This window comes from Rhodopirellula sp. UH5 (assembly GCF_056839225.1).
On record NZ_CM166390.1, the window covers coordinates 5,664,184 to 5,690,605 of the forward strand.

The 26,422-nt window shown below is 56.2% G+C and carries 10 protein-coding genes; 9 read left to right on the top strand and 1 reads right to left on the bottom strand.

Features of this window, described 5'->3' with window-relative positions:
• Positions 1-346: 346 nt before the first annotated feature.
• A complete protein-coding gene (locus UH5x_RS20090) occupies positions 347-1,861 on the bottom strand; it encodes a Gfo/Idh/MocA family protein (RefSeq protein ID WP_482633463.1) in 1,515 nt (504 codons plus the stop codon).
• A gap of 1,250 nt (positions 1,862-3,111) precedes the next feature.
• On the opposite strand from UH5x_RS20090, the gene UH5x_RS20095 reads away from it, so the two are divergent.
• From UH5x_RS20095 to rfbG, 9 genes are all read left to right on the top strand, one after another.
• Positions 3,112-14,625, top strand: a complete 11,514-nt coding sequence (locus UH5x_RS20095) for a beta strand repeat-containing protein (protein WP_482633464.1) — start codon at positions 3,112-3,114, stop codon at positions 14,623-14,625.
• A 106-nt stretch (positions 14,626-14,731) separates the two neighbouring features.
• A complete protein-coding gene (locus tag UH5x_RS20100; RefSeq protein ID WP_482633465.1) occupies positions 14,732-15,388 on the top strand; it encodes a PEP-CTERM sorting domain-containing protein in 657 nt (218 codons plus the stop codon).
• A 261-nt stretch (positions 15,389-15,649) separates the two neighbouring features.
• Entirely contained in the window at positions 15,650-16,147 is a 498-nt protein-coding gene (locus UH5x_RS20105) for a PEP-CTERM sorting domain-containing protein (RefSeq protein ID WP_482633466.1), read from the top strand.
• Positions 16,148-17,219: 1,072 nt separating this feature from the next.
• Complete coding sequence (locus tag UH5x_RS20110) at positions 17,220-19,712, top strand: polysaccharide biosynthesis tyrosine autokinase (protein ID WP_482633467.1); 2,493 nt, start codon at positions 17,220-17,222, stop codon at positions 19,710-19,712.
• A gap of 771 nt (positions 19,713-20,483) precedes the next feature.
• The gene (locus tag UH5x_RS20115) at positions 20,484-22,127 is read left to right on the top strand and encodes a sugar transferase (RefSeq protein WP_482633468.1); all 1,644 of its coding nucleotides are present in this window, start codon (positions 20,484-20,486) and stop codon (positions 22,125-22,127) included.
• A 120-nt stretch (positions 22,128-22,247) separates the two neighbouring features.
• Entirely contained in the window at positions 22,248-22,592 is a 345-nt protein-coding gene (locus UH5x_RS20120) for a four helix bundle protein (RefSeq protein WP_047817285.1), read from the top strand.
• 130 nt (positions 22,593-22,722) lie between these two features.
• The gene (gene gmd, locus UH5x_RS20125; RefSeq protein WP_482633469.1) at positions 22,723-23,841 is read left to right on the top strand and encodes a GDP-mannose 4,6-dehydratase; all 1,119 of its coding nucleotides are present in this window, start codon (positions 22,723-22,725) and stop codon (positions 23,839-23,841) included.
• A 345-nt stretch (positions 23,842-24,186) separates the two neighbouring features.
• Positions 24,187-25,020 (top strand): glucose-1-phosphate cytidylyltransferase, encoded by an 834-nt coding sequence (gene rfbF / locus UH5x_RS20130; RefSeq protein WP_482633470.1) that lies wholly within the window; start codon positions 24,187-24,189, stop codon positions 25,018-25,020.
• A gap of 194 nt (positions 25,021-25,214) precedes the next feature.
• Positions 25,215-26,315 carry a CDP-glucose 4,6-dehydratase gene (rfbG, locus tag UH5x_RS20135; protein ID WP_482633471.1) on the top strand — a complete coding sequence of 367 codons (1,101 nt, stop codon included), beginning with the start codon at positions 25,215-25,217 and terminating at the stop codon, positions 26,313-26,315.
• Positions 26,316-26,422 lie beyond the last annotated feature (107 nt).

Here is a 26,422-nt window from a genome sequence, read left to right on the forward strand (position 1 = left end):
GTTGCCCAACGGGGCAGCCCTATGACAGCCCGGGGCAACGCCCCGGGTTAGGGCTGACGAAGGAATGAGCGGTCAATAAGTGTCGTAGTGGACGAGGTTACGAGTCCAGCAGTCCGGGACTCGTGACCTCGTCCACTACGAAAGCCGACAATTAAACACCGTTTGATGCTAAATCAACAGGCTGCGAAGCAAGTCCGCCTCGAGGGTTCTTGGCCAACGGCCAAACTCATCCTCAGCACCCGTCAGGCCACCGTAGCCGGATTCGACAGAATTCGGATGTTGCTGATTGTTGCCCGTCCGAATTCTTGGCGAATCCGGCTACGTTTTAGGAATCCGGCTACGCCTTTCACACGTCAAACAGCTCGTACTCAACCTCTTTCAAGATCCCTGGCTGCGGAACCGGGTACGAGCCATCTGCATTGGCGATCACAGGCGCCGATCCGTCAACGGTCAACTCCGCCACGCCGGGAGCGAACTCGTGCGGGCAGTTGGCCATCTGTTCCAGCGTGATCTCTTGGCCCGTGTGAGCCGCCATGCGGCCCATGCTGGTCACCAAGCTCGCTTGCACACCACGTGGCACCTCGTTGTAGGGCTTGTTGTGAACGATCGCGTCGACCAAGTCCGTCCATTCCAGGCGGTACGGATTCTTCTCCGGTTGCGGGTACGCCCAAGCCACCTCGCGGCGACTTTGGTTTTGGCCTTCAAAGATCCGCACCTTGCCCGGCGTGTGCCCGGACGTGCTCACGATCGCTGAACCCTTGCTGCCATGCACCGTGCTCGACATGTCGTTGCGGCACCCGGTCATGCAGCGCCCGTCGAAGAACAGCTTGCTGCCGTCGGGATAGGTGTACTCCACCGCGTAAGTGTCAAAGTTTTGGTCGATCCAATCGCCGCGGTAGTGACGTCCACCGAGAGCCTGAGCCTTGACCGGCCAAGCGTTCTTCATCCAAGACGTTTCGTCGATTTGGTGGATGTAGAAATCGCTGAAGCAACCACCGCTGGCCCACAGGAAGCTGTGGAAATTCTTGATCTGCCACAGCGTTTCTGGCATGTCGTCCGAGCGGCGTTTCGTGAACGCTGACGCGATCGGGCCGTGCATCCGGTAAGCACGCATCATGATGATGTCGCCAATCTGGCCGTCTTGAATGCGTTCGAACAACTCTTGTCGTCCGCGGCAGTGACGAACCATCAAACCCACGCCACACTTCAAATTCTTCGCGTCGGCCTTGGCGGAAAGTTCCAGCATCCGTTTGGACGAAGGCCCGTCCGCCGTCAGCGGTTTCTCCATGAACACGTTCAGACCCTTGTCGATCGCGTACTGGAAGTGCATCCATCGAAACGCCAGCGGAGTCGCCAGGATCACGATGTCGCCAGGATTGAGCGCGTCCATCGCGTGCTTGTAAGCATCGAAGCCAACGAACTGCCGTTCCTCCGGCACGTCCACTTTCTCCGGCGCATCGATGTGTTCATTCGAGAGAGCTTTGACGCTGCGAGCCACATTCTCCGGAAACACATCCGCCACCGCGACCACTTTCAGCTTCGCGTTGTCGACATGCAACGCATCATTGGCAGCCCCCGTTCCACGACCACCCGCCCCCACCAAAGCGACTTGAATCACATCCGGAGTCTCCTGCCCATGCACGGCAGGAGCGTTCAGCGTCAATCCTGCTGCAACGCCACCAGCCAACGTCGCTGATTTCAGAAAGCCGCGACGAGCCAACGCGTCCCCATCGTTAGCGGAACGGCGCAAGCCGTCCGGTGCCAAGAATTCGGAAGATGATCCCGTAGCCGGATTCGCCAAGAATTCGGAATTCATATTGGAAAGTCCGGGGCCGTCAACAGCATTCACGTCACGATTCATCAGCTCTGCTCCAAGGGTGGGAAGTGGGGTGGGGAAAGCGTCCTGCGACCGCGGTTCGGATCGCGAGCGTGAGAACGCTTCCGCCCCATCTTAGCCGATCTCCCGGCCCCCATTTTGCGCGTCAGCCATCGTCCGTTGGCGGTCACGTGCCGGGCCCACGCTCTCGGAGGTCGTGCGGTTTTCATTGCTCGTATCGCCAGGCCTTTCATCAACAAGCTCCCATCGGGAGGGGGAAGCAAAGCCGCACGACCTCCTCGTGTGTGAGGGGCGAAGTGAGGGTCAGCCGGCGCCAAGTTGAGTGGGCTGCGAGAGCGTTGGTTTCGAACCATCATCAGTGGCATTCCCGGCCTTTCGTCAACGCTGAACAGCGAGGTGCATGGGCGTTCAGGCGACTCTCTCGTTGTGGGTCGATTGGCGATGCCGTGCGTTCCATCACAGAGGGGGCCCGTGTGGAAACGAGAAATTTGTGTCAACTCAACGGATGGGTGTGATTGGAAGGTTTCGCTAAATGGTCGGTGAATTACGTTCAGGATTCGGGTGAACACTGCCTGAAAGGGGGTTCGTGAGCGGTGGTGGCTGGTTGTTTCGAAGCCTCGTACGCTCGGCCACTCGAAATGTACTCAAGAAAAATTTTTTTCTTGAAGCGATGTATGTTCAAAAAGACTGCAAAACTAAGGGTCAAATTGATTTTGATCGTGTTTTGTGCAGTGTCGCTGAATCTCTTCGCGGGAACTTTTTCAAACGGGGGAACAGTTCTTCCGGATTTATCAATCCAAATGCTTGTTTCCCCTAGAACCCCCAGTTAGGATCTTCCGCTAAGCTCGGTTGGTTCCCCCCAGCAAGGGGTTGCTGTGTCGTTTTCAGTGCTAGCAAGCATTGGGGGTGTGTCCGGTCGGGCTGGTTCGATTGAAGCCGCTTTTTGGGCGGTTGGTATCTTCCTCGAGTGAGAAGACGCAATGGTTGAGTGCATCGATACGACCGCGATTCCTGAGCGACGCCGCATGGTGTTCGATGGGGCGGGAAAACAAGATTTCGAGCAGTCGCTGCCTCCCTTTTTATCGCACTCGCAGGGGCCAACCTGCCAGTCACGCTGGCAAGTCTTCCGGCCGCCTCACCCGCCTCGGGGCGGCACGTGAGTGAGGCGTGTTCGAACGATTTTTCCCCAAGTGAGGGGCCGCGTTCGCCAAAGTTCGCTTCGCGACCGCTGACGAGTGTTGAATTCTCGTCGACAGCTAATCAAAGCCTGCCGTTTGCCCAACGCTCCAGGCTTCATCCCCCATGCATTTGACTTTCATAATCAGAGAATACCCATGTCGATTCGCCCCAGTCATCACAACTTCGCCGGCAACACCCAGAACACCTCCGTCGCTCGCATGCAGAAAATGCGAGAGCGTTTCAATCGTTGGGAGCACAAGGCCAACGAACGCAAGTCCATGTTCATCGAGCGCCAGAAAGCTCGCATCGAACGCTACCGCAACGCCTTCCGCGGCAGCTGGATCACCAAGATCGGCCTGGGGCTCGTTGCCCTCTGGAACTTCATCGCCAACCCACCGTTTGTGGTCAGCATTGAAAAACGCCCCTCGGTGCCGTTCACCGCGATGCTGCCGTTCGGCGTCAAATTTGGACGCAACAAAAAACGAAAGAGTAGCAAGCGAAAAAACACCACCCGCAGTCGCTTGAATCCTGAAATGCTTGAGCAGCGTCAGTTGTTAGCCGGTGACATTTTGACATCTGCAATCATTGGCTCAACGACGGAAGCCGGTGGGACTGCAACTTTCGATGTCCAGCTTTCGCAAGCACCCACAAATTTGGTGATTGTGACCGTCGGTAGCGACGATACGGCCGAAGGCACAGCGTCGCCGGTGACATTGAATTTCACAGCGGCAAACTGGAATTCACCGCAAACCATCACCGCTGCCGGAGTGGACGACGATGTCGACGACGGCGATCAGGTTTTCAATATTAACCTTGAATCATTTAGCTTGGACCCGGAGTACATCGGTGTAACAACCTCGGTCGCGGTTACGAATCAGGATGATGACATGGCAGGCGTGTCGGTGACGCCGACCAATGTAACGACCACCGAGGCCGGAGGAGCCCAGTCATTTGAAGTAACACTGGATAGCCAGCCGAGTGATGACGTGACGATCGCCGTTTCTAGCGACAACACCGACGAAGGAACGGTCAGTACGACCTCCCTGACGTTCACTCCTGCCAATTGGGATACTGCTCAGTCAGTCACCGTCTCGGGAGTCGACGACGCTGTCGATGACGGAGACGTTGCATACTCGGTCACCCTTGACATTAGCAGCACTGGCGACGCAACCTACAATGGTCTCGCCGATGTGATCGTGGCCGCGTCCAACACCGACGACGACACGGCTGGAATCACGGTTTCAGCGATTTCTGGCGACACTACCGAGGCGGGTGGTACCGCCACGTTCACAGTTGTGTTGGACTCCGAGCCGACGTCAGATGTCACGATTGACGTTCTGAGCGACGACGTGACAGAGGGCACCGCCCTTCCCGCGACGCTTACCTTCACAGCGGCAGATTGGAATACCGCCCAGACCGTCACGGTAACGGGTGTGAATGATGCTGTCTCCGACGGCGATATCGCTTTTCAAATCGATCTGTCGGTCACCGGTGGCGACGCTGATTACAGCCCGCTGATCCCCGGTCCGGTCGACGTGACCAACCTGGATGACGGCGACACGGCGGGTGTAACGGTGTCCGCAATCAACGACGACAGCAGCGAGGCCGGCGGGACCGCCAACTTCATGGTTGTTCTCGATACGATTCCAACGGCGAATGTGACCGTCAGCGTCATGAGCGACGACGCCACCGAAGGCGTGGTCACCACGGGAGACACACTGTTGTTTACTCCTGCGAATTGGAATGTCGCCCAGCCAGTCGTCGTTACAGGACAAGACGATGATGTTGCCGATGGCGACGTTGACTACAACCTGACTATCTCAACGACCAGTTCCGACCTGGATTACGAAGGTCTGACAGGAGTCTCGCTGGTCAAGAACATCGACGACGGAGATATCGCAGGAGTCGATGTTTTAGCCGCGACGGGTTCAGTTACCGAAGCGGGTGGGGCCGCAACCTTTGATGTCGTTTTGACAAGCGCCCCGACGGGAACCGTCACGATCGCTGTCGCCAGCAGCAACACCAGCGAAGGAACAGTTGGCCCAGCCTCACTGACTTTTGACGACACTAATTGGGGCGATGTGCAAACTGTTACGGTGACCGGGGTCGATGATGCGGTCGATGACGGGGATCAACCTTTTAATGTCACTTTGAACGCCACCAGTACGGACGGCGATTACGACGGTTTTAGCGACACGCTGGCATTCAGCAATGTGGACGATGACACCGCTGGTGTTTCGTTGACAACCATCACGGGCAACACCAGCGAGTCTGGGGCGGTCGCCACTTTTACCGTGGTATTAGACAGCCAACCAACCAGCGATGTGGCGTTCAGTTTGGTCAGTGATGATCTCTCCGAAGGGACTGTCAGTCCCGCAGCGTTGACTTTCACCGCTGCAAATTGGGCTGCGGCACAGACCGTGACCGTCACCGGTGTCAATGATGCGATTGATGATGGTGACGTTGCGTTCAATGTGGATTGGTCGACGACCAGCGGAGACTCTGTGTACAACGCAGAGTCTGGATCGGTCGAAGTTATCAACGAAGATGACGCTGACACCGCAGGACTGTCGGTGGATACGACTCCACTGACAGTCTCCGAGGACGGCACCTCGGCCACATTCGACGTTGTGCTCGATAGCCAGCCCCTCGCCGACGTGACTGTTGCCGTTACAAGTTCCGACACGGGCGAAGCTACGGTATCGGGTGACTTGACGTTCACGGCAGCCAATTGGAACGTTCCCCAATCAGTCACCGTGACCGGCGTCGACGATGTGGCGCTTGACGGAGATCAAGCGATCGCGGTCGATTTGGCGACCAGTAGCACGGATCCCGCCTATGCAGCGACTTTCTCCGCCTCAGTATCGGTCACCAACGAAGACAATGATTCGCCCGGCGTTTCAATATCGCCGCTGTCTTTGACGACCAGTGAATCGGGCACCAGTGCTGGCTTTGATGTCGTTCTTGAGAGCACCCCGACTGATGATGTGACCATCACGATTGTCAACGGTGATGCAAGTGAAGGAACCTTGTCCACAACCACACTGACGTTCACGGTCGCTGACTGGGACACCCCGCAAACGGTTACTGTGACCGGTGTGGATGATGCGATCAACGACGGCGACATCAATTACGATATCACGTTCACCACCGCCAGTGCTGACACGAACTACGCGGGTCTTGCGGTGGACGCTGTTTCGGTCACCAACGAAGACAATGCAGATACGCCGGGTGTGACGATCACGGCCATTTCTGGCAACACCACTGAGAATGGTGATACCGTCACATTCAGTGTTGTTCTCGATAGTGAGCCGACCGACGACGTGACGCTGATGCTGGTCAGTGATGACACCACCGAAGGTGACGTCATTGGAGGAGTCACTTTGACATTCACATCTTCGGACTGGGACACGCCTCAGACCGTCACGGTCGAGGGCGTCGAAGACATGGTTGACGACGGGGACGTCGACTACAACATCGATTTCGATGCCAGCAGCACGGACCCTGATTATGACGGGTTGACGGGCCTTGCCGTGCTCACCAACGAGGATAACGGAGACGTCGCTGGTGTTTCGGTGTCGGAGACGACTCTTACGACAGAAGAAACAGGCACCACCGCGACGTTCGACGTTGTGTTGGACACCGAGCCGCTCAGCGATGTGACGATCACGGTCAGTAGTGGTGATGCGACCGAAGGTTCGGTTTCTCCAGCCACATTGACCTTCACGGCCGCCAATTGGGCGACCGCTCAGACGGTAACCGTCACGGGCTTGGACGACGCCTTGGACGACGGCGACATCGCCTACGACGTCAGTGTCGATGTGACCGCATCGGGAGCCGATTACACGGGACTGGGGGAAACGGTCTCGGTAGTTAACGAAGACGAAGGCGACACGGCCGAAGTGTTGGTTTCGGCACTTTCCTCACCGACAACCGACGAAGCAGGTGCGGATTCGACTTTCACCGTCCAATTGGCAACCGAGCCGACGACAGATGTGACGATCTTTGTATCCAGTGATGACGCAAGCGAAGGGGCCGTGAGTGCGGCGGCATTGGTCTTCACGGCTGCAAACTGGAATGTGGCTCAAACCGTGACCGTGACCGGTCAAAACGATGCGATCGACGATGGGGACGTTCCCTATCATGTCGATCTGGCGTCGTTCAGCACCGACCCGCTCTATAACGGTTTCACCGATACGTTGTCATTGACCAACCTGGATGTTGGTGACACCGCGGGACTAGACGTCGTTGCTATGTCGCCAATTAGCACTGACGAAACCGGCACGCCCGATACCTTTACCGTCGCTTTGACGAGTGAGCCGTTGTCTGACGTGACCGTGACGGTCGCCAGTGATGATGCAACCGAAGGCAGCGTAGACCTTGGTACCTTGACCTTCACTCCCGCCAACTGGGCGACACCTCAAACCGTGACCGTGACCGGTCAAGATGATGCAATCCAGGATGGAACACAGATCTATGACATCACGTTGAGCACCACCAGTGGCGACGCAACCTACGACGCATTGCCTGATGAGATTTTGTCAGCCGAAAACTTGGATGACGGTGATACTGCCGGGATTAGTGTTACTTTGCTTGACAGCAACACTAGCGAAAGCGGCGACTTGGGAGGATTTGATGTTGTGCTGACTAGCGAGCCAACCGACGATGTGGTTTTCACCGTCGCCAGCAGTGACACATCCGAGGGAACTGTTGCTCCAGCAACAATTACCTTCACTCCTTCGAACTGGGCTACACCACAGGCGGTGGTCGTCTCTGGCGTCAATGATGCGATCGATGACGGTGACGTCTCGTACGACGTCACGCTGGTGGGTTCAAGCTCGGATACAAACTACGATCCGTTGGGGGTCACCGAGACTTTTGTCAATTTGGATGATGGCGACACAGCGGGGCTGTCGGTCACACCGATATCCGGTGATACCGACGAAGATGGTGGTTCAGCAACGTTCGAAGTCGTGTTGGATAGCCAGCCGTTGTTGACCGTGGTGGTTTCGGTTAATAGTGATGATGCGGGCGAGGGTTCTGCCGTTCCTGCTTCATTGACTTTCACGCCCGCCAACTGGAATGTGTCGCAGGTTGTTACCGTCACAGGCGAAGATGACGCGGTGCAAGATGGCCCAGTGGGATACAATGTCGATTTAGTCGCTCTCAGCTCGGATGTGCTTTACCAGGGACTCACCGATTCCGTCGCGGTCACCAACCTTGATAATGATTCGGTTGGAGTCACCGTCGACGTGACAGACGCCATTACCGATGAGGGCGGCGATACCGCGACCTTCACTGTCGTACTGGACACCGAGCCAACCGATACCGTTACGATCGATTTGGCGTCGCTGGACGTCGGAGAAGGGATCGTTTCACCGGCCACGCTTACCTTCGGGCCCGGCGACTGGAGCACGCCCAAAACGGTGACGGTCACAGGAGTGGATGACAGCATTCAAGATGGTGATGTTGCCTACTCGGTCACTTTGACCGCCAGTTCGACGGGCGACGCGGCCTACGATGGTTTCGCGATCCCCTCGGTTTCGCTAACCAACGAGGATGACGGTGATACTGCCGGACTCACTGTCTCCACGCTCACCAGCAACACGGACGAAAGTGGTGCCGACGGCAGCTTCACGGTCGTTCTAAACACGGAGCCCACTGGCAATGTAACCGTCACGCTAACCAGCGACGACACCAGCGAAGGCACGGTTTCACCGGCGACCTTCACGTTCACGCCCGGCAATTGGAACACCCCGCAAATCGCGACCGTCACCGGCGTCGATGACGACGTTGCCGATGGAAACGTTGCATACAACATTGATGTTGCCTCCACATCGGTCGCTGATGCAAATTACGAGGGGCTTTCGGACGCAGTTGGCGTCGTCAACGAAGATGACGACGTTGCAGGCGTGACCGTTTCGACCATCGCGGGCGACACCGATGAAACCGGCGGCTTCCAAACGTTCACCGTCGTGTTGGATAGCGAGCCAACCACACCGGTAACGATCGACGTCACCAGTAGTGCGACGGATGAGGGCACCGTGAGCCCTACCTCGTTGGTCTTTGATTCGTCAAACTGGGACACGCTGCAAACGGTAACGATCACTGGCGAAGATGATGACGTCGTCGATGGTGACATCAATTACACCATCACTTTGGATGGAACCAGTGGCGACGCGTTCTACGATGCCTATACCAGCTCGCAATCGCTCAACAATCTGGATGACGACATTGCGGGTGTTTCGGTTTCCACAACATCGTTGACGACCAATGAATCCGGTACGACTGCCACGTTTGACGTTGTTTTGGACACCGAACCACTCAGCGACGTAACCGTCGAAGTGGTAAGTGGTGACACGACGGAAGGCTCTGTCGGCCCGACGACGCTGACATTTACGTCGGCGAATTGGGGCACACCACAAACGGTCACGGTCACGGGCGTGAACGACGACGTGGATGACAGCGATCAGACGTTTGATGTCGATGTCAATGTAACCGCGTCGGGATCGGACTACACCGGTCTGGGAAATTCTGTTTCGGTTACAAATGAGGACAATGACACGTCCGGCATCGTGATCACTCCAATTTCAGGAAACACCACCGAAGCGGGTGGCACGGCCACGTTCAGCGTTGTGCTTCAGAGCGAACCGACAAGCTCGGTTCTGTTTTCGGTAGCGAGCGATGATGCGACTGAAGGTGAAGCATTGCCAGCTTCGCTAACCTTCAACGCCGGAAACTGGAACGTCCCACAAATTGTGACCGTCACCGGTCAAGATGATGCGGTTGAAGATGGCGATGTGCCTTACGGAATTGTCGTCACATCCTTCAGCGTCGACTCAAATTACACCGGCGCTGCGACCACACTCGCTACAGTCAATGAAGACGATGACACTTCAGGTGTCACGATCACTCCACCTGTCGATAGCGAAGTCAATGAAGCGGGAGCAACCTCGCAAACCTTTGATGTCGTCCTCGACAGTCAGCCAACGGATGACGTCACTGTGACGGTTGCCAGCGATGACACGACCGAAGGAGTCGTCGACCTTGGCACCTTGACCTTCACGCCTGCCAACTGGGACACGCCGCAGACGGTGACCGTCACGGCAGTGGATGAAGATATTGACGATGGCGACAAGCCATTCAACGTTACCCTTGATTTTGCGAGTGGTGACACGGCGTACGATGGGCTGATGGAGACGGTTGGATTCACCAACATCGACGATGACACCGCCGGCATCAGCGTCTCGCCAACTTCGGTGACCACGGGCGAGGACCTGAGCAGCGACTCCTTCGATGTGGTGCTCGATTCGGAGCCGACTGCTAATGTGACGATTACGTTGGTCAATGGCGACACCACCGAGGGCACGCTTTCGACCACCACGTTGACCTTCACACCGGGTAACTGGGATACGCCGCAGAGCGTGACCGTCACCGGACTCGATGACGCAATCGATGACGGTGATGTGACGTACTCGATCGCCTTGAACTCGGCCAGTGCGGATCCGAACTATGGACCATCGGCTTCCACGACGGTTTCTGTGGAAAACGAAGATGATCTAGATGAGTCAGGCGTTTTGTTGACTCCGGTTACTGGCGATACCGCCGAAGATGGAACGCCAGCGTCGTTCGACGTGGTCTTGCTCAGCGAGCCGACTCATGACGTGACCTTCACTGTCAACAGCAGTGACTTGACGGAGGGCACCGTTGGCCCCGCGACTTTGACGTTCACGCCCGGCAACTGGAATGTCGCTCAAGCGGTCACGGTCACCGGTGTCAATGATGATGTACAGGACGGTGATATCGGTTACATGGTTGACTTGGAGGGATTCAGCCCCGATACGAATTATCAAGGTTTGGTCGATTCGGCCAGCGTTACGAACTTGGACGACGACGCCGTCGGCATCACGGCGTCTGCGATCTCCGGGACGACGACTGAAGCAGGTGGTACGGCAACGTTCACTGTCCAATTGGATTCCGAACCCACCTCAGACGTCACTATCACGGTCGGCAGCGACGATACCAGCGAAGGCACGGCGACTCCAGGGACCTTGACCTTTACGCCAGCCGACTGGGATTCGCCACAAACGGTAACTGTGACCGGTGTGGATGATGTCTTGGACGATGACGACGTTGACTACGATATCGATCTGGAGGTCACCGCCTCGGCTGATGGGGATTATCTTGGGCTAACGAGTTCGGTCGCCGTCACTAATATTGATGACGATGCTGTTGGATTAACAATCACACCGACATCGGTGACGACTAATGAAGCCGGCGGAACAGCATCCGTTGATTTTGTGCTGAGAACTCCTCCAACCGCCAATGTGCTCGTCACATTAGCCAACGGTGACCCCAGCGAAGGTTCGCTAAGCACATCATCGTTCACGTTTACCCCCGCGAACTGGAATGTGCCGAAAACCGTGACTGTGACCGGTGCTGATGACGCGATCGCCGACGGTGATGTGTCCTACAGCATCGATGTCACGACATTGAGCAGTGACATGGACTACAACCTGACCAACTCAATTAGCGTCACCAACCAAGATGACGATTCTGTTGGCTTGAATGTCTCGTCCATCAGTGGCGATACCTCCGAAGCAGGCGACACAGCGACATTCACTGTTTCGCTAGGGAGCGCGCCGACCGACGATGTAACTGTCGCTGTCGTCTCGGACGACCCTGGCGAAGGGACCGCAAGTCCGGCCACACTGACGTTCACTTCGGCGAATTGGAATTCACCGCAAGTGGTTACCCTCACCGGCGTCGATGATGATGTCGTCGATGGACCTGTTGGCTACAACATTGGCTTGATCGCCAGCAGCAGCGATGGTGATTATGATGGCTTGCCCGGTTCCATTTCTGTGATCAACTTGGATGATGCGGATACCGCCGGATTAGTTGTGTCTGCGATCAGCGGCGATACAACCGAAGCCGGTGGAACGGCAACGTTTACGGTCCAGCTTCAAAGTGAACCGACTGGATCGGTGCTGGTCATTCCTGCAAGCAACGATCTTACCGAGGGGACTGCTGGTCCAGGGGCGTTGACCTTCACCCCGGCAAACTGGAATACACCGCAAACCGTCACCGTCACCGGTGTCGATGACGCGACCGATGATGGCGACATTGTGTTTCAGGTGGAGCTCGATTCTTTGAGCAGCGACACCAATTACCAGGGCCTATCCGCTTCGTCGGACGTCACCAATCTTGACGACGACACCGCTGGCTTCACTGTTGCTCCAAGCAGTGTGACAGTCAGCGAAGGGGGCACGACGGCTGATTTCACAGTCGTTCTTGATACGCCGCCAACCGCCGATGTAGTTATCTCAGTGATCAGCAGCGACACAGGAGAAGCAGTTGTCTCCTCATCTTCTGTGACCTTCACCCCGTTGGATTGGGATACCCCGCAAACGGTTACCGTGACTGGCGTAGCTGATGCGGTGGTCGATGGCGATGTCACCTTCCCGATCGATTTGGTTGCCTCCAGCACTGATTTGTCGTACGAAGGCAAAGCCGCCTCGTTGACCGTTACAAATGAGGACAACAAACCGGTCGGTTCAATTACCGACACCGATACGGGACTGAATGAAGTCCTTGAAGCAAGCGGTTCCTTGACTTTCATTGGACAACCAGTTGGCGTTACCGCGTTCGCTGAAGATCTCGATGGGGATGATGTTGAGTACTCGCTCGTGCCTGGCGACTTCGATAACAGTCTCTTCACGATCAATCTAATCACGGGCGTGGTTACAACCGCAGCAGCGTTGGACGCCGAAGTCGATAACGAGTTAATCATCGAGATCACTGCGACAAGCGACGATGGTACGTTCAGCACTGAGCAGTTTACGATCGACGTCTTTGACTTGGATGATAATCTCCTTGGCTCGATTACCGACGAAGATCCATCGCCCAATGCGGTGGTTGAAAATGCCGGTGCAGGAGCCGCTGTTGGGGTCACCGCATTGGCAATTGACCTCGATGTCACTGCCGAAGTCTCATACAGCTTGGACGCAGGTGTTGACGACAACGATCTGTTTGTGATTGACCCTTTGACTGGTGTGGTGACTACCGTAGGCTCGTTGGACGCTGAAACTGAATCAACTCGGACGATCACCATCAAAGCAACCAGTGCGGATGGCGTTGGGAACCTGAGCGTTACCACGCAGTCGTTCTCAGTCGGCGTCGTGGACGCAAATGAGTTTGATGTCGACTCTTTAGTTGACGACGATGATTTGACTTTGGATGCTGTCGATGAAAATGCGGTCGGAGCCTACGTTGGAATCACTGGGTTGGCGACAGATGCCGACGCCACCAACAACGCGATCACTTATTCGTTGGCGGCAGGTCAGGCAGATAACGATCAGTTTGATATCGATTCAGGTACCGGTGAGGTGACAACTGCCGTCGGTCTGGACTACGAAAATGGTGCAACGCGAACCATTGAAATCACTGCTACCAGTGAGGATCTCTCTGTCACTACGGAATCCTTCACGATCAATGTGAATGATCTTCCCGACAGTTCCGTCGGGCCGGTCGTTGACGTCGATGGAGTGTCTGGAGGATCGGTTGCTGAGGATGCCGGTTTGGGTGCGACGGTCGGCATCACCGCTGAGGCAATTGATCCTGATGGCGACACGGTCACCTACGCCTTGACCGATGATGCAGGCGGATTGTTTGATATCGATGAAAATACTGGTGAGGTGACTCTGGCAGGGGCTTTGGACTATGAGACAGCCACCAGCCATGACATCACGGTCACAGCAACGAGTGTAGGTCTGACAACATCAACTAGCAGCGAGACGTTTACAGTTGAAGTGACCGATGTTGACGATACGGCACCGGAAGTGAGTGCAGTCAGGGTCAGTTCCAGTGCCAATCTTTCTGATTCGCCGGCCGTCCCGGGTTGGTCGGTAAGCTTTATGGCGGGCGTCGACCCAAGCGGGGTTGGGTACGAGATTGCCGATGGCGAGACCTTGCCTTGGATCCGACTCAACACGATCTCGCTGACTTTCAATGAGGACGTGGTGGTCGCGGAGGCTGATCTATCGGTCACTGGATTCACTGGAAACGGGGCGGCGTCGACCGCAATTGATTATGTTTCGGCGTTCGGGATTCACGATTTCAGCTTTAACTCAGGGACCAACACTGCTACATGGATTCTGGATGACGTATTTGCGAAGTTTGCGGGAACCGCTGATCGGGTGCTTGTTGGCGTTTCCGGAGTGACAGACACGCTTGGCAATCCGTTGGCTCCTTTGGCCGTTGATGAGTTCAACGTCAATCCCGGTGACACGGATGGCTCAGAGCGTGTAACCATTGCCGATGTGGCAGCGTTTTACCCGGCATCACTCAACGCGGTTCCGGGCGATGTGAATTATGATTCGAAATTCGACATCGATGGATCAGGCCGAGTGACGATCGGGGATGTTGCGACGTTCTATCCCAATCGACTCAATGTCGAAGTTCCTGATCCCGTGACGCCGCCTATGTCGCTCGCGTTGATGTCTGCTGCTGACGAACTTTCCGATGCGATTGCAGCGGAGGATGAGCAGATGGCGGATGTGGACTCGGTGTTTAGTGACGACCAGGCAATTGATGGCATTTTCGAGTAGGAATTTGCTCGTCGTCTGAAGGCTTTTGAAGTAAACTGCCGCGAGAATCAATCCGGTTTTCGCGGCCCTCGGGTTTTAAAATATACTATCTGTTGATTGGTTAATTATGTTTCGCAAATTTTTGTTCGTCGCGATGTTCGGGGTGTTCTCTTCGATCGCGTCCATCTCGAATGCCGCCGTCGTTTGGCAGCTTACGATTCTCGATTCATCCGGCAATTCGGAATCGAATTTCGCGGTGGGTGAGTCTGGATTCATTGATGTCTCAGTGGGGGTCAGCGGCGCAGAGCTTGATGACGTTCCTCAGTCCTATCAAGCGTTGATTTCGCTTGATACTGAGGATGGGATTTCTTTCCTTCCGGCTGTGGACTCGAATATCACGCCGAATCCCGGCGACGACATTCATCCAGGGAGTCCGGTGTCGCTCGCCGTTTCGGATACAAACCTGTTAGGTTATGGAGAGCTTGACTTGTTTACAGCAGCGACTTCCACTCCGGCGTCAACCAGCTTGTTTCGTTTGCCATTCACAATTACGGAAGCGACGCCGAGTACACACACATTCTCCATTGTGGAGACGGCCGACGGTGAGAGTACTTTCTGGAACACACCAGGCGAAACGGCATCGGTTTTTGGGCCCGCTGCGACAGCTTCGCTTAACGTGACAGCGGTGCCCGAACCGAGCTCGATCCTTGCACTCGGTGCCATGGGGGCTGGCTTGGTTTGGCGTCGACGTCGCGAATCAAGAGCGAAGACCGCCACGGTCTGAGTTCGAGTTCACTGGCCAAGGGACCTCAGTCCCTGAGATGTCCCTTTCTCAGGCACTGACAGGGGATGGCGATCGAAATGCTGGTCGCCGGACTTGCCGTTGGATTGGTTTGGCGTCGACGTCGATCACACGCGGCGACATGAGAGATCAAAACATGGCTGACTCGGCGGGTTGTGACTGGGGATACTTAGGCCCGAATAGCTTCGAATTCCGGCGACGGTCGATGGAATGAGTGAAGGGGTGATACGATCTTGATTGGGATTGAACTTGGTTGATCTTGGTGTATCGGATCCCGACTTCACCGATGACACGCTGCAAGCGTTCACGGCGACGATTTCGAGCAGCAATGCAGAGCCCAACGCAGGTTTGCCCGTGGCGTTCAATCCGCTGTTCAGTGCTTCCACCAACGCCACCGGGGCCGATTTGACGGCTGTCGGCGGGATTGGCTTCGCGGGGATTGCACCGGGATTTGGTTTCTCGGCGGGTACCAGCACCAGCCTCTTTGAGTTCAGTTACGTGGCCGGTGCGACCGGCGACACCACCTTTGATTTCGTCGCCGGGGTGGGGCGTAACAGCGCCAATTTCTCGGAAGATGGCGCCACGTTTCCCTTCAACGAGTTCGACGCGAGCTTGGGCGCCGCTCGCACAATCAGCGTGACGGCCGTGCCCGAGCCGGCCAGCTTTGTCATGCTGGGAATGATCGGGTCCGGTGTCGTTGCCTACCGACGCCGTCGAGGACAGAAGGCATTGGCCTGCTAGGCCTGGGATCAAATCTTCGAGTGGATCAAGCAGGGGTTGGAAACAGCCCCTGCTTTTTTCGTTTCTCCCTGTCGCCGAATTCGCGAGGAATTCGGGGTGGTCGATCGCTCACCAGGCTGTTGATTCAGTACCTTTCGCAGATCCTGTCTTTCTTCATCCCGGTAGGGATGTCAGATGGTAGCTGAAGGGCGCTGCGTAGCAGCGCACTTCCGGAAACCGTGCCTCCTAACAAACTCTCCATCCCGCCGTGGCCATCGGCCACGGCGGGATGGAGAGTGGGGGCGTGGTTTGCATGTCCATCGGTGGCGCGATCGCTTACCGACGGCTACCATCTTGCATCCCTACCGGGATGAAAACTTGCACAAGCGACCATACTCTCCAAGCCCAAGCGTTCAGCAGTCCAGCGCTAGCCCACGGTTACCGGAAACGAACCGGACGCTGTCGCGTTCCGGCTGACTAAATCAACAAGCCGTCACGCGTTCGGGGTGTGATGGGCAGTTAGCAGTTAGCTCGTCGCTCGTCGCTCGAATGGGGAGTGAGCGGATGTGCACGGGGGTGTCGTGCTGGTGAGGTCAGAATCGCGTCTGGATTTGGGGAGGATCAGTCCCCCTTGTCTCACGACGCTGCGAAATCGTCGCCCTTATTCCTGAATCCCCCAAATGGCCCCAGAAGGGGATTGAATCTTGGTCGTTCCAGTCTATTCTCGTTTCGACTCGATGGGTTCGGAGACGGACCCGCCAAAGGTGGGGTGAAGTGTCACCCAAGAGCACGAAGTGCGCGCAAAATGAAGGGATTTCAACGCTTCACGCTCGTTTGGCACCTAGAATCAGAGGTGCAATCCCTGCAGCGGCAGTTCTTCTTGGCGACCAAAGGTGCGGTGCTGGGTTGAATTTGACGCGTTTCCCTTCTGAGGGGGCTCCACAACCTGTACAAATGACGGGTGGCTCTTGCCCAAGTTCCAAACGTCCTCTCGCGTGATCTGTTCGCCGGAACGGAACGGGCTTAAGAGTTCCTCGGTCGCGAGCCGCGGTCAGTGCTCTTCGCCGACCAGCCAATCGAGTTTCTAAAAATCATGATTCGATCCAACCCATCTGCTGACGACGTCAACGGCGACGAACTGGACATTGATCTGGATTTGCTGGGGATTGTCCGGCGGCGCTACCACCTGATCGCCCTGGGGATCTTTGTCGGCGTCACCCTGGCAACGATTTACTTCGTCAACCAAGTCCCGATCTACGAATCCAAGTTGGCCGTTCTGGTGGGGCAACGATCCGGCGAAGTGGCCAACACGGGGGTCAACAACGGGGCCAAAGACATGGCGTCCATGCAGGAGGACGTGCTCTCGACCCACATGGAATTGTTCCAAAGTCCCAAGATTCTCGAAAAAGCCATTCAGGATTCGCGGCTCAATCTCAAGGTGGGTGATTTGGCTGGGAACTTGTCGGTCAGCAAGGGGGGCGAGGGGCTGGCGAAAAGCGCCAGTGTGCTGAAAGCAACCTATCAAGACCCTGATCCAGAGGTCGCTGCGGCCGTTTTGCAAGCGATCTTCGATAGCTATCAAGACTACATCGACGATCAAACCAGCAGCGTCGGAAATGAAGCCGCGGAATTGATTGCGAGAGCGCAAATCCAGAATGAAAAGGCACTGCGAGAAGCGGACCAAGCCTACCGGGAGTTCGTGGCCTCGATGCCCGCGCTCATCTCCAGCAACATCAATGGTCAGGATTCGCTGGAGGATGTCCACCGATTACGTCTCAACAACATTGAACAACAATTGGGGGGGATTCGTGAATCTCTTTCCCGGGCCAAGTCTCGCCGGGTTGTCATTCGTGACTTTGTGAAGGGGAAGGATCCGGAATCCTTGTCGGACGTGCATGTGATGTCGCTGCTGGATTCCGAAGAAATCGCCCGTGTGAACGCCTTTCTTTCAATCTCTGCCAGTCGCGATGATCAAACCAATGATGAGATGCTCTCTCGTGCGGTCATTCAGGAGTCAACGCGGACCGAGTATCAACAGTTACTTACACTGTCGAGCAAAGAACGGCTGATGACGGCCGAGTTTGGGGAAAACCATCCCAGTGTTCGTGCCTTGCGTACCGAACTGGAAAACATGCGGCGTTTTGTAGATGAAACGCGTGCAAGCCGGCCGGAAGAAGAGAAGCGAGTGGAGGCCAAGCCGGCTGAGATTTTGGCCAGTTATTACCAAGTGCTTCAAAGCGATATCGCTGAGCTGGAAAAGCGTGAAGAGCAGTTGTTGGATCTTTCCGAAAAGGAATCCAAGCTTGCCAAAGAGGTTGAAACGACGTTCTTGCTTGGTAGCTCCCTGAAGGCCAATCTGGATCGCGCCCAGTCACGCTACGACGAGGTTTTTCAGCGCTTGCACGAGATCAACCTGACCAATGATTACTCGGGCTTCTCAACCGATTTGATTGTGATGCCGCTGCCCGCCAGCATTCCCGTTTGGCCGTCGCGGACCAAGATTGCCGCGCTCGGGATTTTGGCCGGAGGCATGCTGGGGCTGGCCCTGGCCCTGCTGGCGGAGATGACGGATCGCACATTCCATGATCCAGCGGAAGTGGAACGCATCGTTGGGGCTTCCATCCTGGCTCACGTGCCACGTCTGAAGGAATCGACGCTCAAGAAAAAGGTCAAAGAGGGATCCGGCATCTCACCGATGATCCCGACGTTCCACCTGCCCCGAGGCACGGAGGCGGAAACGTTCCGAGTTTTGCGGACGTCCCTGTTGTTCCTGACCAAGAGCCAGTCGAAGAAGGTGTTCTTGCTGACCAGCCCCAGTCCTTCGGATGGGAAATCCACCACGATTGCGAACCTGGCCGTCTCGATCGCACAAACGGGCAAACAAGTGCTGCTGATCGATGCGGACATGCGTCGCCCGACAGTGGCGGCCAACTTTGGTGTCGAACGATCACCTGGCCTGTCGGATTTGCTCAGTCACGATGGCCCGATCAACCCGGCAACGCTCGCCGAATGTGTTCAGGCGAGTGAGCAAGACAGCCTGACGCTGTGCACCTCCGGATCACGGACGTCCGAGCCCTCGGAGTTGCTGGAATCGGACCAGTGGGTGGCGTTCTTAGAGCTGGCTCGCAAAACGTATGACGTCATTCTGATTGACACGCCGCCGCTGCTCGCCGTGGCGGATCCCTCGATCGTGGCGGACGAAGTCGATGGTGTCTTCCTGACGGTCCGAATCGAAAAGAACAATCGCACGTTGGTCGAACGGGCCACGGAAGTCTTGACCGACAAAGGGATCGCGATCGACGGTGTGATCGTCAACAGTCGTGACTCGCGTAGCAACCATTACGCGTACAGTTCGTACGATTACTACGGCAAGAAACAGTACGGCTACGTGGCCAATTACCGTCGGTATTACGAAGCAAACGACGACGACAACGGCTCTGCCCCGCGTCGCAAACGTTCGTCCAGCAAACGAACGTCTGCGGCGTCGACACGTTCGCTTCCCATCCCCGAAGCCGCCTCCAGCAACGGCCACGTTGCCAACGGTTCCGCCGTCAACGGATCCTCCAACGGCCACCCCACCACGTAGTGGTCTGTCTGGACTTGTTTTTAGGGTAGTGGACGAGGCCACGAGTCCTGAACTGGCGTCGAATCCAAGGACTCGTGGCCTCGTCCACTACGACCAACCCTCACTTTTAGCTTTGACAGTGATTCCCCACCCGTAGCCGGATTCGCTAGAATTCGGAATCCACCCGTAGCCGGATTCGCCAAGAATTCGGCCCCCAGTGGCATAGGCATCCAGCCTGTGATTCCAGCCCACCGCGATGCAATCCCGCATCACCGACTCACCAGCATTCGGCCCAGCGTCCCGCCAAAGCCATTCCGAATTCTGCGCGAATCCGGCTACCAAAGCCCGTTCCGAATTCTGCGTGAATCCGGCTACACGCAACTGCCAACGAGTGGTCTGTCACGACTTATTTTTAGGGTAGTGGACGAGGCAACGAGTCCTGAACTGGCGTCAAAACCAAGGGCTCGTCGCCTCGTCCACTACGAACAACCCTCACTTTTAACTTTGACAGACCACTCGCAACTAGCCATTCCGGATTCTTGACGAATCCAGCTACGAGCAACCAGGCCCGTCCGGATTCTTGACGAATCCAGCTACCAGGCCCTACCGAATTCTTGGCGAATCCGGCTACGCGCAACTGCCAACTGCCAACTGCCAACTAGCTGCTAGCCCTTCCGGATTCTTGACGAATCCAGCTACTCGCCGCTCGCATCTCGCCACTCGCAACTTTGTCTTCTTCTCCCCAACTTCTTCCGTCAGCACGCTTCCACTTCATCCAAGGATGAGAGCAGTATGAGCGCCATTGCGTTAGACGATTCGACCGATTCCGGTGTGGTTCACGCGGATGTGCCGCAGAGCCGCGTGGTCATGCGGCATGCGGAGCATGCTCGCCCCCGACCGGCTGGCCAGTCCCAACGGATCAGCACCCCGGTTGCGATTCAGATGGGGCGGCTGCAAGCCTGGTACGACGTTCGGACGACGCTGCCCTTGCTGGTGGCGGACATGATCGCCGCGGCCGCCGCCGCTGGTCTGTCGATTCTGGCCGGGATCGGCACGGGTTCCTTGGCGGGGACTTGGTTCGCCGTCGCCGTGGTGACGCTCTCTGTGTTGCTGCACCACATGCACGGTCTGTATCCCGGGGTGGGGATCACGTATTCGATTGAATTCCGGCGGATCCTCAAAACCACAGTGGAAGTCTGCGTGGCCCTGGGGCTGGGGATGTTGTTCGCAACCGGCCTGTTGGAATTCCCTTGGTTGGGATGGTCGGTCCTGAGTGTTTCATTGTGCTTCCTGCTCAGCGCCGTCCGGCCAATGATGCGTCGCTGGTTGTGTCAGTTTCAGTGGTGGACCCAGCCCGTGATTGTGGTTGGCAATGGCGAGCGGGCAGCCCGATTGTTCGAACGTGTTTCGGGTGCCAAAACAGAAGGCGTCCGCCCCGTGGGAATCGTCTTCGATCCGATGCCGCACTGGGATTCCGATCGCCACGAAAGCGGTGTTGCCGACACGCGGCAGTCGATGCAGCACGAAATGCAGTGGTGCCAATCCATCGCCCAGCGGGCCGGCGGCGACCACCGCGTCCACATTGGGCCAATCGGCGCCCTCGAAGAAATCCTACAAGACGCGCAGGCCTGCCGCGTTGTGATCGCAGAACGCAATCGAGCTGCCCGCAACGCGTTCCAGCAGTTCCATGGTATCCCGCATGTCGCAATTCCAACCGAGATCGAACGGCATCCCACCGAGCGAGTCCGCTTGATCGAAGCCGACGGCAAGATCGAAATGCACTGCCGGACGACGCTGACCTGCCCGAAAGCACAAGTCGTCAAGCGGGCGATGGATTTGATTCTGGTGATCGGTTCGATGCCATTCTGGTTGCCCGTGATGGCCGCGATCGGTGTGGCGATCAAAGTCATGGATCCCGGCCCCATTTTTTACTGCCAATCGCGAGTGGGCCGTTATCGAAAACCATTCCAAGCCATGAAGTTTCGCAGCATGGTTTGCAACGCCGACGAAAAACTGCGGGAGTACCTCGACACACGGCCGGAGATGAAAGCCGAGTGGGAAGCGACTCACAAATTGCGAAACGATCCACGGATCACATGGATCGGTGACTTCCTTCGTAAAACCAGCCTGGACGAACTGCCCCAGCTTTGGAATGTGCTGCGTGGTGAGATGAGCCTGGTCGGCCCCCGGCCGATCATCGACTGCGGCAACTACGACCGCGAGTACATCCAGGAGCACCCCGAGGTGTTCGAGATGTACCAAATGGTCCGCCCCGGAATCACCGGGCTATGGCAAGTCAGCGGCCGCAACGACACCTCGTACCAGCAACGAATCCACTTCGATCGGTTCTATCTGCACAACTGGTCCGTCACCGGAGACATCTTCATCCTCTGGCGAACCATCAAAACCGCCCTCTTCCGGGAGGGGGCTTGTTAAGAGAAGCGAGAAGCGAGACACGAGACACGAGAAATTGCCTCTCTCCCTTCCGAATTCTCGGCGAATCCGGCTACATCCAATTCGCCGCTCGCCGCTATCTAAAAAACAAAGGCCTCTCCCGTGTCCTACGAAGACCTTGACGTCTGGCGACGCTCGGCTCGGCTTTCGGCGACGCTCTATCAGCAAACGAAAGACTTGCGGGACTTTGGTTTTCGAGACCAGCTCACTCGGAGTGGACTTTCAGTCCCGTCCAACATCGCCGAGGGCTATGAGCGAGACAGCGACAAAGAGATTGCGAGATTCTTGACCTACGCCAAAGGTTCGGCTGGCGAACTCCGAACGCAGATCCTGATCGGAATCGAAGCCGGTTACATTGAAAAGCCCGACGGTCAACAATGGGCAGACGAAGCCCTGCAGCTCGGCCGAATACTGGGGGCATTGATTCAACGACACAAAAGAGAGTAGCGGTTAGAAAAAGTAGCGAGCGGCTAGTCGCGAGTCGCGAGAAACTCGCCCCTCGCCCCTCGCCCCTCGCCCCTCGCAACTCGCAACTCGCAACTCGCAACTCGCAACTCGCAACTCGCAACTCGCAACTATGAAAAAAGCGCTCATCACCGGCGTGACCGGCCAAGACGGTTCCTACCTCGCGGAGCTGTTGCTGGAAAAAGGCTACGAAGTCCACGGGATCAAGCGTCGCGCGTCCTCCTTCAACACACAGCGTGTCGATCACATTTACCAGTCGCCACATGCCAAAGACGCTCGCTTCAAGCTGCACTACGGCGACCTGACGGACACCAGCAACCTGACCCGGATCATCCAAGAGGTCCAGCCCGACGAGGTGTACAACCTGGGGGCCCAATCCCACGTGGCGGTCTCGTTCGAGTCCCCCGAGTACACCGCCGACGTCGACGGCTTGGGAACGCTGAGATTGCTGGAAGCGATCCGGTTCCTGGGGCTGGAGAAGAAGACCCGGTTCTATCAAGCCAGCACGTCGGAGTTGTTCGGTTTGGTGCAGGAGATCCCGCAGAAGGAAACCACGCCGTTTTATCCTCGTTCACCGTACGCGGCGGCCAAGATGTACGCGTACTGGATCACGGTCAACTACCGCGAGTCCTACGGGATGTATGCCTGCAACGGGATTTTGTTCAACCATGAGAGTCCTCGACGTGGGGAAACGTTCGTGACCCGCAAAATCACCCGCGGGATGGCCAACATCGCCCAGGGCCTCGAGCCCTGCCTGTACCTCGGCAACATGGACGCACTCAGGGATTGGGGCCACGCCAAGGACTATGTGCGAATGCAGTGGATGATGTTGCAGCAGGACGTGGCCGAGGACTTCGTGATCGCGACTGGCAAGCAGATCACGGTCCGTGAATTCGTCCGCATGTCCGCGGAGCAAGCTGGGATGGAAGTCGAATTCAGTGGGGAGGGAGTCGACGAGATCGCCACCGTCACCAAAATCACCGATTCAGAGAAGGCTCCCGCGGTCTCCGTGGGCGACATCATTGTCAAAGTTGACCCCCGCTACTTCCGTCCAGCGGAAGTCGAGACCCTGCTCGGCGATCCCGCCAAAGCCAAGGAAAAGCTCGGCTGGGAATGCGAAATCACCGTCGAAGAAATGTGTGCCGAGATGGTTGAAAGCGACCTCGACATCGCAAGACGACATGCCTTGCTAAAACAGCATGGTCACAGTGTGAGCGTAGCGGTGGAATAGGGAGAGGTAGAAGTTGGCAGTAGTCAGCTTTCAGTAGCTAGTAAAAACTGCCAGCGGCCACGGTTGCCACATGCAGGGGCACTGAGCAAAGCACGATCAATGACTGGCGTAGTGGATGAGGCCACGAATCCTCATGCACGGGACTCACAGCCTCGTCCACTACGAAACCCGCTACTTACTCATCGTGCGTGGCGAACTCCCCGAGCATTTCTTGGATTCAAACCCAGTTACGTCTGTTTATCTGCTTGGTGTTAGATAGCTCGACCATTGAAGATGCAAATCACACGAAGTGATCTCTTGAATCGTTCTTAAGTTGCTAAATCACCTTTTTTATTGCCTATCCCAATGAACAACTCCATTCATAATCGCTCGACCAAAGCAGTGATCTTGGCCGGCGGCCTTGGGACTCGGATCTCCGAAGAGACCCATTTAAAACCCAAGCCGATGGTTGAGATTGGGGGGCGGCCGATTTTGTGGCACATCTTGAAGATGTATTCGTCTCACGGAATCAACGACTTCATTATCTGCGCGGGTTATAAAGGCTATGTGATCAAGGAGTACTTCGCGAACTATTTCTTGCACACTTCCGACATCACCTTTGATATTTCAAGGAATTCTCTGGAAGTCCACACACGGCATGGCGAGCCATGGCGTGTCACGGTCGTCGACACGGGCGACGAAACGATGACAGGTGGTCGGTTGGCAAGGGTTCGCCGCTATCTCAATGACGAGCCATTCTGCTTCACCTATGGCGATGGCGTGTCTGATGTGGACATTGGGAAGTTGATTCAGTTTCATCACGAACAAGGCAAGCTCGGCACGGTTACTGCGGTGCAGCCCCCGGGACGCTATGGCACCATGGGCTTTTCTGAAGACGATTCGAACTTGGTCAAGCAGTTTCAGGAAAAGCCTCTCGGCGACGGTGCTTGGATCAATGGTGGATTCTTCGTGCTTGATCCCAAGGCAATCGATTATGTCGACGAAGGGGACAAAACCATATGGGAGCGTGGGCCGCTCGAAACGCTGGCCAAGGACAACCAATTGGCAGCCTACCGACACAATGGGTTTTGGCGGCCGATGGACACCCTCCGCGACAAGAACGAATTGGAAAACCTCTGGGACGCAGGAGACGCCCCCTGGAAAACCTGGGATGCTTCCTCAAGCGTGAATGTGGGATAGCGGGCTGTTGATTTAATGAGCCGTACCGCGTTAGCGGCGGTTAACAGACGCCAACCGGGGCTAACGCCCATCGGCTAATTGTTCTCAGTCGGTATACAACTAAATCACCAGCCTGAAAGGCTTCCAGCCTGTCGTTACAAGCGAGGCCCTTCAAGTCTTGAATACGTTACTGACTAACTTGCTACTTCGAATACATGTTCAACAACGCATTTCATAACCGATCGGTGTTTGTCACCGGTCACACCGGTTTCAAGGGAAGCTGGCTGTGCCAGTGGTTGCTGCGTCTGGGCGCCAATGTCCATGGCTTCGCGCTGGACCCTCAGCCCCACGAAACGCTTTTCGATCAACTGGGCGTGTCACCACGCTTGGCTTCTGACGTTCGAGGAGACGTGCGAGATCCGAAGTCCCTGTGCGATGCACTGCTGGCAGCCAAGCCAGATTATGTGTTTCACCTGGCCGCGCAGCCATTGGTGCGTCTGTCATTCGAAATTCCCGTTGATACCTTTGCCACCAACGTGATGGGCACCGTTCATTTGCTCGATGCACTGCGTCAGTGGAGCGGTCCTTGCAGTGCGGTGGTGGTTACCACCGACAAGTGTTACGAAAACCGAGAATGGTTGCATGCCTATCGAGAGAATGATCCGATGGGTGGCCATGATCCTTACAGTGCGTCAAAGGGATGTGCGGAATTGGTGGTCAGTTCTTACCGAAATTCTTACTTTGCGGTTGATTCACCAATCGATGTTGCATCGGCGCGAGCAGGAAATGTGATCGGCGGAGGCGATTGGGCAAAAGATCGAATCATCCCCGATGTTTTTCGGGCGTTATTCTCTCAGCAGCCAGTTGCCGTTAGGAATCGGACCGCAACCCGGCCCTGGCAGCATGTTCTGGAACCACTCTCGGGCTACCTTTGGTTGGCCGCAAGCATGAATGCGAGCCAAGGCCAGTATTGCGAAGCCTTTAACTTCGGTCCGTCGCTGACCAGCAACCGAACGGTGTTGCAAGTCGTCCAGGAAGTCCTTGCATCGACGGATGGGGATTGGCTGGATGCAAGCGATCCAAACGCTTTGCATGAAGCATCTAAGTTGAACCTGGCCATTGATAAAGCATTCCACTTGTTGAGCTGGCAGCCAACATGGGACTTCGAAACCACGATTCAGAAAACCGTCCAGTGGTATCAAGGCAACCATACCGGCAGCAATCCTGCTGAGCTCACGTCCAACCAGATCGAAGAATACGAACAAGACGCCTTACAGTCAGGACGAGCCTGGGCGACCGGGACAATTGTGGGATAGGCTTCTAAGCAGGTCGGCAGGAATGATCGGGTAGAACCATGTGAGCCGTTTGGGCGTTAGCCCCGGTTGGACGTGGAAGCAACCACGCTTGCCAAGACATTTCAAAT